Origin of the sequence: Enterobacter sp. RHBSTW-00318 (genome assembly GCF_014101375.1) — a bacterium.
Taxonomy (GTDB): Bacteria; Pseudomonadota; Gammaproteobacteria; order Enterobacterales; family Enterobacteriaceae; genus Enterobacter; species Enterobacter ludwigii.
Window position 1 is genome coordinate 3,926,608 of sequence record NZ_JABXQH010000001.1, and the last position, 15,726, is coordinate 3,942,333.

Below are 15,726 nucleotides of genomic sequence, written 5' to 3' on the forward strand. Positions count from 1 at the left end.
GGAATTCAGGGGATGAGATTGGACATTGCAGGAGGGAAGAAAATTCAATTTATCAAGATATTTATTTTAACTTACTGATTTATATATTATAAATGTGCTTACTGTATCGTGATGATATTAAGTCAAAATGTAATTATAAAAATACTTTGTAACATCATTCATTGATGCGGTAAATAATTTAACGGATGCTTAAGAACACTTAAAATAACGAACTCGCAGGCTATTGATATATAGCCTGCGAAGGTTTTTTACAGCAACAGCGGAAGCGTTGCGCTGGCGGTTTGTTGGCTGACCTCGCCGTAATGACCGTCTATTGCAATAAGGGAGTGGGTAAGCAACTCGACCAGCAGCATAACGCCCACTTTGGCATTGAGTGCGCCTGCGCTAAGCGGCCCCTCGGGTTTGGCTGCAACCAGTAGCATATCGCTAAGGGACGCCAGCGGGCTACGCGGCGTATTGCTGAGCGCCAGCACGGGGACGCCACGTTTGCGCGCAAGTTTTACGACGTGAAGTAAATCCCGCGTTGAGCCTGAACTGGAGATGGCTACCACCAGCGACGCTTTAGAGAGGGTGGTCGCATTCATGGCTGCACGGTGCATATCGCTGAAGAGCTGCACAGGTTTGCCCAGGCGCAACAGCTTATAATGCAGATACTCACCGAGGATCGCACTGGCAGCGACCCCATAAATCTGGACTGACTGCGCCTGATGCAGCGCCTGCGCCGCCTTTTCCAGCAGCGCTCTGTCGAGCAGTCTGGCGGTATCCTGCAGAGCCTGTACAGACTCTTCCACTACGCTATCAATTTCATCCCCGGCCTGACGCTCTGGCTGACCCTGCTGAATGTCCAGCGCAAGTGCCATTTTGAATTCCGTGTACCCCTTACAGCCCAGCGTGCGGCAAAGACGCGTCACGCTGGCTTCGCTGGTATGACTTTCGCGCGCCAGCTCAGTGATCGTCAGGTAAAGCACCCGGGCAGGATCGTTGAGGACAAACTCACCCAGTTTTCGTTGCGTTGGGCTGTATCCGGAAGCCTCCTGGCGTAGCTTCAGCAGCAGGTTTTCATGGTCTGACATGCGAGATCCTTAATGCATTCTTCTGTCGACTAGTGTGGCGGAAAGCGGGGGAAAGATGCCAGTCATTTCGAAAAAGTATGATCGTCCTCCTGGTTATTGATGATAATTTTCACTATTAATAATTAATATGGTAAAAATTTTCATCCATACACGAGGGGATGAAAAAATGATGCAAATGTTCAGTGGGGCTTCTTCTGGCGGATGGTTTGAGAAAGCGCAGCGCTTTGGCAAATCATTTATGTTGCCCATCGCCGTCTTGCCCGCGGCGGGTTTGTTGCTGGGGATTGGAGGCGCGTTATCAAACCCCAATACCCTCACGGCCTACCCGTTTTTAGATGTTGCGTGGCTGCAGGCCATCTTTACCATTATGAGCAGTGCCGGTTCGATTGTGTTCGCCAACCTCTCGGTGCTGTTTGCTATCGGGGTCGCCGTCGGGCTGGCAAAAAATGATAAAGGAACCGCGGGGCTGGCGGCATTGCTCGCTTTTCTGGTGATGAATGCCACCATCAATGCGCTGCTGATCCTGACCGGAAAACTGGCGCTTGAGAACCCGGGTGCCGTAGGGCAGGGAATGACGCTGGGGATCCAGACGCTGGAAACCGGCGTATTTGGTGGCGTCGTCATCGGGCTTGTGACCTGCGCGTTACATCATCGGTTCAATAAGATCGCGCTTCCGCAGTTCCTGGGTTTCTTTGGCGGTTCACGTTTTGTACCGATCGTCAGCTCGCTGGCGGCAATACTTGTCGGGGCATTAATGACCGTCATCTGGCCGCATTTCCAGAAGCTGATCTTCGGTCTGGGCGGGCTTGTGGATGCCACCGGTTATCTGGGGACGATGCTGTACGGTTTCATTTTGCGCATGCTCGGGCCGTTTGGTTTACACCACATCTTCTATCTTCCCTTCTGGACGACCGCGCTTGGCGGCAGTGAGATCGTTAACGGTCAGCTGGTAGAAGGTACGCAGCGGATCTTCTTCGCCCAGCTTGCCGACCCGACAACACGCCAGTTTTATGAAGGCACGTCGCGTTTCATGTCCGGACGCTTCATCACGATGATGTTTGGTCTGCTGGGGGCCTGCCTCGCGATGTACCACACGGCAAAACCGGAGAACAAAAAACGCGTCGCGGGGCTGTTACTTTCGGCGGCATTGACCTCGTTCCTGACGGGGATTACTGAACCTATTGAGTTCTCATTCCTTTTTGTTGCACCGGTGCTGTACGTCATTCACGCCCTGTTTGACGGGCTGGCGTTTATGCTCGCCCATATTTTACATATCACTATCGGGCAAACCTTCTCAGGCGGTTTTATCGACTTCGTGCTGTTCGGCATTCTCCAGGGCGAGGCCAAAACCCACTGGATGTTCGTACCGCTGGTAGGGGTGCCGTGGTTCTTCCTTTATTACTTTACGTTCCGTTATCTGATTAATCGCTTTGATTTTGCCACGCCGGGGCGTGAGAAAGAGGCGATGGCGGATGAAGTGACCTTTTCGCAGAGCGAGCGTGCCGTTGCGGTGATCGCCGGGTTAGGTGGCAAAGACAATCTCGAAGAGGTGGACTGCTGCGCGACGCGTCTTCGCGTCACGGTGAAGGATGGCAACAAAGTGAATGAATCGGCGCTGAAAGCGACCGGCGCGCGCGGCGTTATCGTCCGCGGCAACGGTGTTCAGGTCATTTATGGGCCGCATGTCACGATTATTAAAAACGAAGTGGAAGAGATCTTATCGTAATGAAAACTGTACTGGATAACCTGAAGGGAAAATTGGTCGTCTCCTGCCAGGCGCTGGAGAATGAACCTCTGCATAGCGCGTTTATTATGTCACGAATGGCGCTGGCCGCCGCGCAGGGTGGGGCGGCAGCGATCCGTGCCAATAGCGTGGTGGATATCGAAGCCATCAGGCAGCAGGTAGCTCTGCCGGTTATCGGCATCATCAAACGCGATTATCCGGATAGTGAGGTGTTTATCACCGCCACGATGAAAGAAGTGAATGAGCTGATGACGGTTTCTCCGGAAATCATTGCCCTGGATGCGACTGCGCGACAGCGCCCTGGCGGCGAAGACCTGGCGACGCTGGTCGCGCATATCCGCACGCGGTACCCGTCGGTACGCCTGATGGCGGATATTTCCACAACAGAAGAGGCCGTGACGGCGCAGGCGCTGGGTTTTGATTGTGTGGGGACCACGCTTTACGGTTATACGACAGAAACCGCAGGCCATGCGCTACCGGACAATGACTGCGCGTTTCTGAAAGAGGTGCTGGCTGCCGTCGACATTCCCGTGGTGGCCGAAGGCAACGTTGACACACCTGAACGGGCGGCGAGGTGCCTGGAACTTGGTGCCTTTATGGTCGTTGTCGGCGGGGCCATCACCCGTCCACAGCAAATTACTGCGCGGTTTATGGCAGCGATTGGCGCTCAAAGCACCGATGGAGCATGACCATCTGACGGGGATCTGCGATACTTATCGTTTATCCCCTTAACTGAGATGACTATGCAGTACCCGATTAACGAGATGTTCCAGACCCTGCAAGGCGAGGGTTACTTTACCGGCGTTCCCGCCATCTTTATTCGATTACAGGGATGCCCGGTTGGCTGTGCCTGGTGTGATACCAAACATACGTGGGATAAACTCGCAGATCGGGAAGTGTCGCTGTTTAGCATTCTGGCTAAAACCAAAGAGAGCGATAAGTGGGGCGCGGGAAGTGCAGAAGATCTGCTGGCGATCATTGGCCGTCAGGGCTGGACGGCGCGCCACGTGGTGATTACCGGGGGTGAACCCTGCATCCACGACCTGACGCCACTGACCGAGCTGCTCGAAAAGAACGGCTACAGCTGTCAGATTGAAACCAGCGGCACGCATGAAGTGCGCTGTTCTCACACCACCTGGGTGACGGTTTCGCCGAAAGTTAACATGCGCGGCGGCTACGATGTACTCTCTCAGGCGCTGGAGCGTGCTGATGAGATTAAACACCCGGTTGGCCGCGTGCGTGATATCGAAGCGCTGGATGAACTGCTCGCCACGCTGACGGATGAAAAGCAGCGGATCATCGCGCTGCAGCCTATCAGCCAGAAAGAGGATGCCACGCGCCTGTGTATTGAAACCTGTATTGCCCGCAACTGGCGGCTGTCGATGCAGACGCACAAGTACCTGAACATCGCCTAAAAAAAAGCCCGGATATTCCGGGCTTTTTTTACTCACCGCGATAGATACAGCCTGCGGTGCAGGTCTCTTTGATCATCACCGCGCTCAGCAGAGGCACCTGCGGTTTCATCTGATCCCAAATCCATTTAGCCAGCACTTCACTGGTCGGGTTTTCAAGGCCCGGGATATCATTCAGATAGTAGTGATCCAGACGATCGTAGGTCGGTTTGAATGCCGCCTTCAGCTCGGCAAAGTCCATGATCCAACCGGTATGCGGATCGACGTCACCGGTTATCTCAAGACGCACCATAAACGAGTGCCCGTGCAGACGGCCACATTTATGCCCTTCAGGAACATGCGGAAGGTGGTGGGCGGCTTCGAAGGTGAAATCTTTAAACAGTGTGGTGGACATTATTGCTCTCAGTAATGCGGAAAAAACCGCCGCATAGTACCGGAAAGCACAATTTTTATCATTAACTAAAACGGCTCTGTTGCCGCAACGTGGTGCATACGAGAAAGGACTACTGTTTTGTGATTAAATTTCAATGGGTTAGTTAATCGTTTTTATCGTTAAGAACGATAACTAAAACAGGTTAGTCCATTTGGTTATTTATTATTTCCATCCCTTCTTTAATTGTTATTATCCTCGCCGTTAACCTTATCTTCAGTTTGGATTTATTCGCTTAAAGTCCGCTTGGCTACTGGAACATAACGACGCATGACAACACAGGCCCCACCTTCAAATTTGCTTCCCCTGAACCCGGAGCAACTGGCGCGCCTTCAGGCTGCCACTTCTGATTTTTCTCCCACCCAGCTTGCCTGGGTCTCCGGCTATTTCTGGGGAATGCTTAACCAGCAACCGGGCGCTGTGGCTGCTGTACCGGCAACTGCGGTAGAAATTCCGGCGATTACGCTGATTTCTGCCTCGCAGACGGGCAATGCTCGCCGTGTGGCCGAAGCGCTGCGCGACGACCTGCTGGCCGCCAAACTGAACGTGAACCTGGTGAACGCCGGGGACTATAAATTCAAACAGATCGCGTCCGAAAAACTGCTGGTGGTGGTGGCTTCAACCCAGGGTGAGGGTGAGCCGGCTGAAGAAGCGGTGGCCCTGCATAAGTTCCTGTTCTCGAAAAAAGCCCCAAAACTGAACGGGACGGCGTTCGCCGTGTTTGGCCTGGGTGACACCTCCTACGAATTTTTCTGCCAGTCCGGTAAAGATTTCGACAGCAAACTGGCGGAACTGGGCGCTGAGCGCCTGCTGGACCGCGTTGATGCGGATGTGGAATACCAGACTGCAGCCGCTGAATGGCGTGCGCGCATCGTTGACGTGCTGAAAGCACGCGTGCCAAAAGAAACGCCAGCGCAGGCTGCCGTCACCGCGGCGGGTGCAGTCAATGATATTCACACCAGCCCGTATACCAAAGAGGCACCGCTGGCAGCGAGCCTGGCGGTTAATCAGAAAATTACCGGTCGCGCCTCTGAGAAAGACGTGCGGCATATTGAAATCGATCTCGGTGATTCCGGTCTGCGTTACCAGCCGGGCGATGCACTTGGGATCTGGTACCAGAACGATCCGGCGCTGGTTAAAGAACTGGTCGAACTGCTGTGGCTGAAAGGCGATGAGCCTGTCACCGTCGACGGTAACACGCAGCCGCTCTCTGAGGCGCTGCAGTGGCATTTCGAGCTGACGGTCAACACGCCAAACATCGTTGAAAATTACGCCACCTTAACGCGCAGTGAATCGCTGCTGCCTCTGGTGGGGGATAAGGCGAAGCTGCAGCATTACGCCGCGACGACGCCGATTGTCGATATGGTGCGTTTCTCTCCGGCACAGCTGGATGCGGATGCGCTAATTGGCCTGCTGCGTCCGCTGACGCCGCGCCTCTACTCCATTGCCTCTTCGCAGGCCGAAGTGGAGAGCGAAGTGCATATCACCGTGGGCGTGGTGCGTTATGACATCGAAGGCCGTGCCCGTGCGGGCGGGGCATCAAGCTTCCTGGCCGATCGCGTGGAGGAAGACGGTGAAGTGCGCGTGTTTATCGAGCACAACGACAACTTCCGTCTGCCTGCGAACCCGGAAACACCGGTCATCATGATTGGGCCGGGTACCGGTATTGCACCATTCCGCGCCTTTATGCAGCAGCGCGCTGCAGATGAGGCGCCGGGTAAAAACTGGTTGTTCTTCGGTAACCCGCACTTTACGGAAGATTTCCTCTACCAGGTTGAGTGGCAGCGTTACGTCAAAGAAGGTGTCCTGACGCGCATCGACCTGGCCTGGTCCCGCGATCAGCAAGAAAAAGTATACGTACAAGACAAACTGCGCGAACAGGGCGCAGAGCTGTGGCGCTGGATCAATGACGGTGCCCACATTTATGTCTGCGGCGACGCCAATCGCATGGCGAAAGACGTTGAGCAGGCATTGCTGGAAGTGATTGCCGAATTCGGCGGTATGGATGCCGAAACGGCGGATGAATTTTTAAGTGAGCTGCGCGTTGAGCGCCGTTATCAGCGAGATGTCTACTAATGAGCGAAAAACATCCAGGGCCACTGGTGGTCGAAGGTAAACTGACAGACGCCGAGCGCATGAAGCTGGAAAGCAACTATCTGCGCGGCACCATTGCTGAAGATCTGAATGACGGTCTCACCGGCGGCTTTAAAGGCGACAACTTTCTGCTGATCCGTTTCCACGGTATGTATCAGCAGGATGACCGTGATATCCGCGCCGAACGTGCAGAACAGAAGCTGGAGCCGCGTCATGCGATGCTGCTGCGCTGCCGTCTGCCGGGCGGGGTGATCACCACGAAACAGTGGCAGGCGATCGATAAGTTTGCGGGTGAAAATACCCTTTATGGCAGCATCCGTCTGACCAACCGTCAGACCTTCCAGTTCCACGGCATTCTGAAGAAGAACGTGAAGCCGGTACACCAGATGCTGCACTCTGTCGGGCTGGACGCGCTGGCCACGGCCAACGACATGAACCGTAACGTGCTCTGCACCTCGAACCCGTACGAGTCCGAGCTGCACGCCGAAGCCTATGAGTGGGCGAAGAAGATCTCTGAGCACCTGCTGCCACGCACCCGCGCCTATGCGGAGATCTGGCTCGATCAGGAAAAAGTGGCCACCACCGACGAAGAACCGATCCTCGGCCAGACCTATCTGCCGCGTAAGTTCAAAACCACCGTGGTGATCCCGCCGCAGAACGATATCGATCTGCACGCCAACGACATGAACTTCGTGGCGATTGCCGAAAATGGCAAGCTGGTGGGCTTTAACCTGCTGGTGGGCGGCGGTCTCTCCATCGAACACGGTAACAAGAAAACCTATGCCCGCACCGCAAGCGAGTTTGGTTTCCTGCCGCTGGAGCACACACTGGCCGTGGCTGAAGCGGTAGTCACCACGCAGCGCGACTGGGGTAACCGTACGGATCGTAAAAACGCGAAAACCAAATACACCCTGGAGCGCGTGGGCGTAGAGACGTTCAAAGCGGAAGTGGAGCGTCGCGCGGGGATTAAGTTTGAGCCGATCCGTCCGTATGAATTTACGGGACGTGGCGATCGTATTGGCTGGGTTAAAGGCATCGACAACAAATGGCACCTGACGCTGTTTATTGAAAACGGCCGTATTCTTGATTATCCGGGCCGCCCGCTGAAAACCGGTCTGCTGGAAATTGCGAAGATCCATAAAGGTGAATTCCGTATCACCGCTAACCAGAACCTGATCGTTGCCGGCGTGCCGGAAAGCCAGAAAGCGAAGATTGAGAAACTGGCGCGCGACCATGGGTTGATGGACGCGGTGAAGCCGCAGCGTGAAAACTCAATGGCCTGCGTGTCGTTCCCGACCTGCCCACTGGCGATGGCGGAAGCAGAACGTTTCCTGCCGTCATTCACCGATAAGGTGGAAGCGATTCTGGAAAAACACGGTATTCCGGACGAGCATATTGTTATGCGTGTCACCGGCTGCCCGAACGGCTGTGGCCGTGCGATGCTGGCCGAGCTGGGTCTGGTGGGTAAAGCGCCGGGTCGCTATAACCTGCACCTTGGCGGCAACCGTATCGGAACGCGTATTCCGCGCATGTTCCGTGAGAACATCACCGAGCCGGAAATTCTTGATTCTATCGACGAGCTTGTCGGGCGCTGGGCGAAAGAGCGCGAAGCGGGTGAAGGCTTCGGCGACTTTACGGTGCGTGCGGGCATTATTCGCCCGGTGCTCGATCCCGCAAGGGATTTCTGGGAGTAAACACGAGAGGTAATTATGTCCGTACTCGATCTAAACGCCCTAAATGAACTGCCAAAAGTCGATCGCATTCTGGCGCTGGCAGAAACCAATGCGCAGCTTGAAAAGCTCGACGCCGAAGGCCGCGTGGCATGGGCCCTGGAAAACCTGCCGGGTGATTATGTGCTCTCGTCGAGTTTTGGTATTCAGGCAGCGGTGAGTTTGCATCTGGTGAACCAGATTCGTCCGGACATTCCGGTGATCCTGACCGATACCGGCTACCTGTTCCCGGAAACCTACCAGTTTATCGATGAGCTGACGGACAAGCTCGGGCTGAACCTGAAAGTCTACCGCGCGGAGCAAAGCGCGGCCTGGCAGGAGGCGCGGTATGGCAAACTGTGGGAACAGGGCGTTGAGGGCATTGAGAAATACAATGAGATCAACAAGGTCGAGCCGATGAACCGGGCGCTGAAAGAGCTTAACGCGCAGACCTGGTTTGCGGGGTTACGCCGCGAGCAGTCCGGAAGTCGCGCCACGCTCCCGGTGCTGGCGGTTCAGCGCGGGGTGTTTAAAGTGCTGCCGATCATCGACTGGGATAACCGTACGGTTTACCAGTACCTGCAAAAACACGGACTGAAATACCACCCGCTCTGGGACCAGGGTTATCTGTCCGTGGGCGATACCCATACCACGCGTAAATGGGAACCGGGCATGGCGGAAGAAGAGACGCGATTCTTTGGACTCAAGCGCGAGTGCGGATTGCACGAAGGGTAAATTCTGTTCCCTTTTCCCTCACCCTCTAACAAAGGGTGAGGGAAATGTTCTGTTCTACGCTTTCCCTGCTTTTGCCAGCTCTTTCACCAGCGGCAGCATCACTTTAACCACATCCCGACTGCGGTGTTCAACTCGCTGCGGCAGTGCGCTATCAATATGCTGCTGATTATCCAGTAGCACGTTATGCCAGCTCGTCCCGTCCGGGAAAGCCTTCGATTTCACCCGCTGCTGATAACCGTCTTTCTTACCCAGCATCCAGTTAGTGGCTTCCACGTACAGAACAGGAATGCCCGCTTTATCGAACACTTCACCATCATTACAGCAGCCGGTTCCGCGAGGATAACCGGGATTCCCGCCCGGGTTGCTGGTGGCATACACCCCATGGCTGCGGGCAATCGCCAGCGCGCGGTCGCGCGTCAGTTTACGCACGGTACCTGGCGTACTCTGTCCGCTGTTGAAATAGAGCTTATCGCCGACGATCAGATTATCGAGGTTAATCACCAGCAGCGTATTTTTCCTCTCCTCGGCACTCATGCGTTTCAGGAGATTCTCCGCGCCAAGTTTTCCCTCTTCTTCACCGCTGGTGGCAACGAAACGGATCCCGTATTGGGTTGGAATGTCTTTCATTCGCTCTGCCAGTTCGAGCATCACGCCCAGACCCGCCGCGTTATCGTCCAGTCCCTGTAACGTCAGCCCGCCGAGATTATTGTCGGTATCGGCGTCGCTCATTGGCGCGTAGGTGTCCAGGTGCGCCATGATAATGATCTGTTCCGCCGCGCTACCTTCATGCGCCGCAATGACCGTACTGCCGGTCACGTTATGCCAGTTTTTTGTTTTATTGCGCGAGGTATAGACGTAGCGGCTGTGAAACGATCGGATATCGCTCTGGTAACCCATGTCAGCAAATTGCTGGCGAATATAATCGGCGGAAAGCATTTCCGCTGGCGTGCCGGTCATACGACCCGGAAAGACGGTCGCAATATGCCGCGCCTGCATATTCGCGATTTCACCATAGGGCTGATTTTTTGCCTGGGCCGGAAGGATAAAGCAAACGCCGAGCGCCAGGGCAGCGATACGGTGGCGCGTTGCGGAAAACATAGTGAGTCCTTAAAAACAGAGCAAAATTTTAACCCGCCTAGTATGAAACTGTGATCGACCATACACAATTTGAATTGCTCTTAAATGCCCGAAAATTCGCGTGTTAAGCACTTTTTGATCTTTGCTTTTCCACGGCGTTATTCCATTGAGTAACTACTCATTCCAATTCGTAATTTCATTCGATCTAAGCCGCCCCCTATAGTCCCACTATTCCTTGTTGTTAGTGAGTTGTAGCTTGTGGACTATCTGCCCCTTTTTGCCGCGATAAAAGACAGACCTGTGCTGGTAGTCGGCACCGGTGAGGTTGCCGATCGCAAAATCGCGTTTCTGCAGCGAGCGGGGGCGCAGGTACGGGTAGTCGACGAGGCGGATTTCGACGAGTCGCAAATCGACACCGTGGTGCTGGTGATTGCGGCAACCGATAACCGTGAGCTCAACCGCCGTATTTCAGAGGCGGCTCAGGCCCGTCACCGTCTGGTGAACGTGGTGGACGATCGGCCGCTGTGTTCGTTTATCTTCCCGTCGATTGTTGACCGTTCGCCATTGCTGGTGGCCATCTCCTCCGGCGGGACCGCGCCGGTGCTGGCACGCGTGCTGCGGGAAAAAATCGAAGCGCTTTTGCCTACCAGCCTTGGGCGGATGGCGGAGAAAGCGAGCTTCTGGCGTAACCATCTGAAAACGCGCCTGACCAGCGTGACGGAACGCCGTCGCTTCTGGGAGCGCGTGTTCCGCGGCCGATTTGCCAGCCTGATGCATGCCGGAAATGAAACGGCGGCGCAGCAGATCCTCGAAGATGAGCTGGATAACCCTGGCAGTAGCGGCGGCGAGATCATTCTGGTCGGTGCGGGGCCGGGTGATGCCGGGCTGCTGACCCTGCGCGGCCTGCAGGTGCTTCAGGATGCCGATGTGGTGTTCTACGACCATCTGGTCACCGACGGGGTGCGCGAATTGATTCGCCGTGACGCAGAACAAATCTGCGTTGGCAAACGGGCGGGCGAGCACTCTGTACCGCAGCATGACACCAACCAGATGCTGGTGGCGGCGGCAAAAGCGGGCAAAACGGTGGTGCGGCTTAAAGGTGGCGACCCGTTTATCTTTGGTCGCGGCGGGGAAGAGCTGCAGGCGGCGGCTGAAGCGGGCGTGCCGTTCCAGGTCGTCCCGGGTATCACGGCGGCTTCCGCAGTGACGGCCTACGCCGGTATACCGCTTACTCACCGCGATTATGCCCAGAGCGTGACCTTTGTCACGGGCCATTACAAGGCGGACAGCACCCCGTTTGACTGGTCGCATCTGGCCCAGAGTCGTCAGACGCTGGCTATCTATATGGGCACGATGAAGGCGGCGGACATCAGTGAACAACTTATTCAACACGGTCGAGAGGCAACCACGCCGGTCGCCGTAATTTCTCGCGGCACGCGCGTCGATCAGCATGTGGCTATCGGTACGCTACAGGATCTTGCCACCCTGGCGAAAGAGGCCCCTATGCCCGCGCTTATCGTGGTAGGGGAAGTGGTGCACCTGCACAGCACACTCGCCTGGTTTCAACATACAACAGACTCAGAGGGGTTTGGCTCCTCTGTGGTGAATCTGGCTTAAGGAACGGTTATGGACCAAAAACGACTTACTCACCTGCGGCAGCTCGAAGCGGAAAGTATCCATATTATCCGCGAAGTGGCAGCCGAATTCTCCAACCCGGTGATGATGTATTCCATCGGTAAAGATTCCAGCGTGATGCTACACCTGGCGCGTAAAGCGTTTTACCCGGGTACGCTGCCGTTCCCGCTGCTGCACGTTGATACCGGCTGGAAGTTCCGTGAAATGTATGAATTCCGCGACCGTACGGCAAAAGCCTACGGCTGCGAACTGCTGGTGCATAAAAATCCGGAAGGGGTGGCGATGGGCATTAACCCGTTCGTGCACGGTAGTGCCAAACACACTGACATCATGAAAACCGAAGGGCTGAAGCAGGCGCTGAACAAATACGGTTTTGACGCGGCCTTCGGCGGCGCACGTCGTGACGAAGAAAAATCCCGTGCGAAAGAGCGTATCTACTCTTTCCGCGACCGCTTCCACCGCTGGGATCCAAAAAACCAGCGTCCGGAGCTGTGGCATAACTACAACGGCCAGATCAACAAGGGCGAAAGCATTCGCGTGTTCCCGCTCTCCAACTGGACCGAGCTGGATATCTGGCAGTACATCTATCTGGAAAATATCGAGATCGTGCCGCTGTACCTGGCCGCTGAACGTCCGGTGCTGGAGCGTGACGGCATGCTGATGATGATCGATGACGATCGCATCGACCTGCAGCCAGGCGAAGTGATCAAAAAACAGATGGTGCGTTTCCGTACCCTCGGCTGCTGGCCATTGACCGGTGCCGTGGAGTCCAGTGCGCAGACGCTGCCGGAGATCATTGAAGAGATGCTGGTGTCGACCACCAGTGAGCGACAGGGCCGCGTGATTGACCGCGACCAGGCAGGCTCCATGGAGCTGAAGAAACGTCAGGGTTATTTCTAAGGAGCCGCCATGAACACGACCATTGCTCAACAAATTGCCAATGAAGGCGGCGTAGAAGCTTATCTGCACGCGCAACAACACAAAAGCTTGCTGCGCTTTCTGACCTGCGGCAGCGTCGATGACGGGAAAAGCACGCTGATCGGCCGTCTGCTGCACGATACGCGTCAGATTTACGAAGATCAGCTCTCTTCCCTGCACAACGACAGTAAACGTCATGGTACCCAGGGCGAAAAACTCGACCTGGCGCTGCTGGTGGACGGCCTGCAGGCCGAGCGCGAGCAGGGCATCACCATTGATGTGGCGTATCGCTATTTCTCCACCGAGAAGCGTAAATTTATTATTGCCGACACCCCGGGGCACGAGCAGTACACCCGTAACATGGCGACCGGTGCGTCTACCTGTGAACTGGCGATCCTGCTGATTGACGCCCGTAAAGGGGTACTGGATCAGACTCGTCGCCACAGCTTTATCTCCACGTTGCTGGGGATCAAACACCTGGTGGTGGCGGTCAACAAAATGGATCTGGTGAACTTCAGCGAAGAGAAGTTTGATGAGATCCGCCAGAGTTACCTGACGTTTGCTGAACAGCTGCCGGGTAACCTGGATATTCGCTTTGTGCCGCTCTCTGCGCTGGAAGGCGACAACGTGGCTTCCCAGAGCGCGAACATGCCGTGGTATAGCGGCCCGACGCTGCTCGAAGTGCTGGAAACCGTGGAGATCCAGCGCGTGGTCGACACCCAGCCGATGCGCTTCCCGGTTCAGTACGTTAACCGTCCTAACCTTGATTTCCGCGGTTTCTCCGGCACTATCGCGTCGGGCACCGTGGCGGTCGGTCAGCGCGTTAAAGTTCTGCCGTCTGGTGTGGAATCCACCATCAGCCGTATCGTCACCTTTGATGGCGATCTGCCGCAAGCCGGCGCGGGTGAAGCGGTCACGCTGGTATTGAAAGATGAAATTGATATCAGCCGCGGCGATCTGCTGGTGGACGCTCAGGAGACGCTGGCAGCGGTGCAGGGGGCTTCCGTTGATGTGGTGTGGATGGCTGAACAACCGCTGACCGCCGGTCAGAGCTACGACATTAAAATCGCGGGTAAGAAAACCCGTGCCCGCGTGGACGGTATCCAGTTCCAGGTGGACATCAATAACCTGACCCAGCGCGACGTCACCGAGCTGCCGCTGAATGGCATTGGTCTGGTCGACGTGACCTTTGACGAGCCGCTGGTGCTGGATCCCTACCAGCAGAACCCGGTAACGGGTGGGCTGATCTTTATCGATCGCCTCTCCAACGTGACCGTGGGTGCCGGTATGGTGCGTGAGCCAAATGAACAGGCTACGGTGGCCTCTGAGTTCAGCGCTTTTGAGCTGGAGCTGAATGCGCTGGTGCGTAAGCACTTCCCGCACTGGGGTGCGCGCGATCTGCTGGGAGGCCAGTAATGGCCGCCCATGATGAGAACGTCGTCTGGCATCCTCATCCGGTCACCGTCGCGCAGCGCGAGAAACTTCACGGTCATCGTGGCGTGGTACTGTGGTTTACCGGGCTATCCGGCTCTGGTAAATCCACGGTAGCGGGCGCGCTGGAAGAGGCGCTACACCAGCAGGGGGTCAGTACCTACCTGCTGGATGGCGACAATGTGCGCCACGGCCTGTGCAGCGATTTGGGCTTCAGCGACGACGATCGTAAAGAGAATATTCGCAGGGTGGGGGAAGTGGCCAGCCTGATGGCGGATGCCGGGTTAGTGGTACTGACCGCGTTTATCTCACCGCATCGTGCCGAACGCCAGATGGTGCGCGAGCGCGTCGGGCAGGATCGCTTTATCGAAGTGTTTGTCGATACGCCGCTGGAAATTTGCGAAGCACGCGATCCCAAAGGGCTGTATAAGAAAGCGCGCGCGGGAGAGCTGCGAAACTTCACCGGGATTGACTCGGTGTACGAAGCGCCTGAATCGCCTGAAATTCACCTGGAAGGTCAACAATTGGTAACAAATTTAGTAAGCCAATTATTAGACCTGCTCAGACGGGACGATATTATCAGATCCTGAGACGGTATCGTTCGGGAGCTGTCTTCCCGAACGATGAGTCACGGTCACAGGATCAGCTATGCGCAACAGTGAGAACTACATTATTACCACCGGGTCGGAGCCGTTAGCGACCGACGACGAGACGACCTGGTCCTTTCCTGGGGCCATAGTCGGCTTCGTCTCGTGGTTGCTGGCCCTGGGCATCCCTTTTCTTATCTACGGCGGTAATACGCTGTTCTTCTTTCTCTATACCTGGCCTTTCTTCCTGGCGCTGATGCCTGTGGCGGTTGTCGTCGGTATTGCGCTGCACTCGCTGCTTAATGGCAAACTCCTTTACAGTACCGTGGTCACGATTGTGACGGTGGTTCTGATGTTTGGTCTGTTATTTTTGTGGCTCATGGGCTAACTTCAGCCATAATTCAAACCGTAAACAACTGTGTGACGATATTGAGCAAGGCGATTCTGCGGAAAAAATGTGGTACATTTGCCCGCGATGTTGCGGCATCTCTGTTACCCCGGCAAAGAGATCTGGGGGCGTTTTGGGATGATGATGCCGTTTTTCAGGGGGCAGGATGGGTAAACTAACGCTGCTGTTGCTGGCTTTGCTGATCTGGCTGCAATATTCGCTGTGGTTCGGTAAAAACGGACTGCACGACTATAGCCGGGTAAGCGATGACGTCGCGGCTCAGCAGGCAACAAACGCCAAACTTAAGGCGCGAAACGATCAACTCTTTGCTGAAATTGATGACCTCAATGGCGGGCAAGAGGCGATTGAGGAACGCGCACGCAATGAACTCAGTATGACTAAGCCGGGCGAAACTTTTTATCGTCTGGTTCCGGATGCGTCTAAACGCAATCAGGGCTCAGCACAAAACAATCGATAATCAGGCCCAGGATTA

The 15,726-nt window shown here is 55.4% G+C and carries 15 protein-coding genes; 12 read left to right on the forward strand and 3 right to left on the reverse strand.

Going from position 1 to position 15,726, the window contains the following annotated elements; genetic code table 11:
- Positions 1-248 precede the first annotated feature (248 nt).
- Positions 249-1,073, reverse strand: a complete 825-nt coding sequence (locus tag HV157_RS19385; RefSeq protein WP_020883807.1) for a MurR/RpiR family transcriptional regulator — start codon at positions 1,071-1,073, stop codon at positions 249-251.
- 166 nt (positions 1,074-1,239) lie between these two features.
- On the opposite strand from HV157_RS19385, the gene HV157_RS19390 reads away from it, so the two are divergent.
- Genes HV157_RS19390 through queE form a run of 3 tightly spaced genes read left to right on the forward strand, consistent with a single transcriptional unit; the run spans position 1,240 to position 4,232 of the window.
- On the forward strand, positions 1,240-2,799 hold the full coding sequence (locus HV157_RS19390) for a maltose/glucose-specific PTS transporter subunit IIC (RefSeq protein WP_182268843.1): 1,560 nt from the start codon (positions 1,240-1,242) through the stop codon (positions 2,797-2,799).
- Entirely contained in the window at positions 2,799-3,506 is a 708-nt protein-coding gene (locus HV157_RS19395; RefSeq protein WP_150342937.1) for an N-acetylmannosamine-6-phosphate 2-epimerase, read from the forward strand. Before HV157_RS19390 ends, HV157_RS19395 begins: the two co-directional genes overlap by 1 nt.
- A gap of 54 nt (positions 3,507-3,560) precedes the next feature.
- The gene (queE, locus tag HV157_RS19400; protein WP_020883810.1) at positions 3,561-4,232 is read left to right on the forward strand and encodes a 7-carboxy-7-deazaguanine synthase QueE; all 672 of its coding nucleotides are present in this window, start codon (positions 3,561-3,563) and stop codon (positions 4,230-4,232) included.
- A 28-nt stretch (positions 4,233-4,260) separates the two neighbouring features.
- Here the strand turns inward: queE and queD are convergent, their stop codons facing one another.
- Positions 4,261-4,623, reverse strand: coding sequence for a 6-carboxytetrahydropterin synthase QueD (gene queD, locus HV157_RS19405; RefSeq protein WP_014171404.1), 363 nt, complete (start codon positions 4,621-4,623; stop codon positions 4,261-4,263).
- Positions 4,624-4,929: 306 nt separating this feature from the next.
- Here queD and cysJ point away from each other — a divergent pair, with 306 nt between their 5' ends.
- The 3 genes from cysJ to cysH are packed head-to-tail and all read left to right on the forward strand — an operon-like array spanning position 4,930 to position 9,197.
- A complete protein-coding gene (cysJ, locus tag HV157_RS19410; RefSeq protein WP_182268844.1) occupies positions 4,930-6,735 on the forward strand; it encodes an NADPH-dependent assimilatory sulfite reductase flavoprotein subunit in 1,806 nt (601 codons plus the stop codon).
- Entirely contained in the window at positions 6,735-8,447 is a 1,713-nt protein-coding gene (gene cysI / locus HV157_RS19415; protein WP_014171402.1) for an assimilatory sulfite reductase (NADPH) hemoprotein subunit, read from the forward strand. The genes cysJ and cysI overlap by 1 nt, the downstream gene beginning before the upstream one ends.
- 15 nt (positions 8,448-8,462) lie before the next feature.
- Positions 8,463-9,197 (forward strand): phosphoadenosine phosphosulfate reductase, encoded by a 735-nt coding sequence (cysH, locus tag HV157_RS19420; RefSeq protein WP_014171401.1) that lies wholly within the window; start codon positions 8,463-8,465, stop codon positions 9,195-9,197.
- Positions 9,198-9,251: 54 nt separating this feature from the next.
- On the opposite strand, the gene HV157_RS19425 is transcribed toward cysH, so the two are convergent.
- The gene (locus HV157_RS19425) at positions 9,252-10,295 is read right to left on the reverse strand and encodes an aminopeptidase (protein ID WP_063858419.1); all 1,044 of its coding nucleotides are present in this window, start codon (positions 10,293-10,295) and stop codon (positions 9,252-9,254) included.
- Positions 10,296-10,541: 246 nt separating this feature from the next.
- Here HV157_RS19425 and cysG point away from each other — a divergent pair, with 246 nt between their 5' ends.
- From cysG to ftsB, 6 genes are all read left to right on the forward strand, one after another.
- The gene (cysG, locus tag HV157_RS19430) at positions 10,542-11,891 is read left to right on the forward strand and encodes a siroheme synthase CysG (RefSeq protein ID WP_153852664.1); all 1,350 of its coding nucleotides are present in this window, start codon (positions 10,542-10,544) and stop codon (positions 11,889-11,891) included.
- Positions 11,892-11,900: 9 nt separating this feature from the next.
- Positions 11,901-12,809 (forward strand): sulfate adenylyltransferase subunit CysD, encoded by a 909-nt coding sequence (cysD, locus tag HV157_RS19435; RefSeq protein WP_006811770.1) that lies wholly within the window; start codon positions 11,901-11,903, stop codon positions 12,807-12,809.
- Between the two features lie 9 nt (positions 12,810-12,818).
- A complete protein-coding gene (cysN, locus tag HV157_RS19440; RefSeq protein ID WP_047356681.1) occupies positions 12,819-14,243 on the forward strand; it encodes a sulfate adenylyltransferase subunit CysN in 1,425 nt (474 codons plus the stop codon).
- Positions 14,243-14,848 carry an adenylyl-sulfate kinase gene (gene cysC, locus HV157_RS19445; RefSeq protein WP_014171397.1) on the forward strand — a complete coding sequence of 202 codons (606 nt, stop codon included), beginning with the start codon at positions 14,243-14,245 and terminating at the stop codon, positions 14,846-14,848. Before cysN ends, cysC begins: the two co-directional genes overlap by 1 nt.
- Before the next feature lie 58 nt (positions 14,849-14,906).
- Positions 14,907-15,233, forward strand: a complete 327-nt coding sequence (locus HV157_RS19450) for a DUF3561 family protein (protein ID WP_014171396.1) — start codon at positions 14,907-14,909, stop codon at positions 15,231-15,233.
- 166 nt (positions 15,234-15,399) lie between these two features.
- Positions 15,400-15,711, forward strand: coding sequence for a cell division protein FtsB (gene ftsB / locus HV157_RS19455; RefSeq protein WP_008499609.1), 312 nt, complete (start codon positions 15,400-15,402; stop codon positions 15,709-15,711).
- Positions 15,712-15,726: the final 15 nt, after the last annotated feature.